General features: G+C 39.1%; 1 pseudogene. It reads left to right on the plus strand.

The annotated features are described in order from the left end of the window. A pseudogene (locus QQK25_RS25030) lies at positions 1–649 on the plus strand (hypothetical protein); the annotation flags it as partial.

A 649-nucleotide genomic window follows, 5' to 3' on the forward strand; every position in this document is an offset into this window, starting at 1 on the left:
AATCGTTTCAAAAGAAACTGCTATTTTAGAGTTATATCAACAACTTACTTGTGCGGGTGGGGGTTCCTTAGAGACAGCATTACATAAATTTTCTAAACAAAAATGTGAATTAGGACGTATTGGTCGACGAAATATGAATCGGAGACTGAATCTTGATATACCTCTGAACCGTACATTTTTGTTACCACGAGACGTATTAGCAGCGGCAGAGCATTTGATTGGAATGAAATTTGGAATGGGTACACTTGACGATATGAATCACTTGAAAAATAAGCGGATTCGTTCTGTAGCGGATCTGTTACAAGATCAGTTGGGATTCGCTCTGATTCGTTTAGAAGATGCGGTTCGAAGAACTATTTCGTGCTCTGGAGATAAATGGCTATCTTCTCCTCAAAATTTGGTAACTTCAACCCCATTAACAAGCGCTTATGAGTCCTTTTTCGGCCTACACCCATTATCTCAAGTTTTTGATCAAACGAATCCGTTGGCACACATAGTTCATGGACGAAAATTTAGTTATTTAGGTCCTAGAGGATTGACAGCACGAACTGCTAGTTTTAGGATACGAGATATCCACCCTAGTTACTATGGACGTATTTGCCCAATTGACACATCCGAAGGAATTAAGGTTGGACTTATTGGATCTTTA

The organism is Zoogloea oryzae, assembly GCF_030161255.1.
Taxonomy (GTDB): Bacteria; Pseudomonadota; Gammaproteobacteria; order Burkholderiales; family Rhodocyclaceae; genus Zoogloea; species Zoogloea oryzae.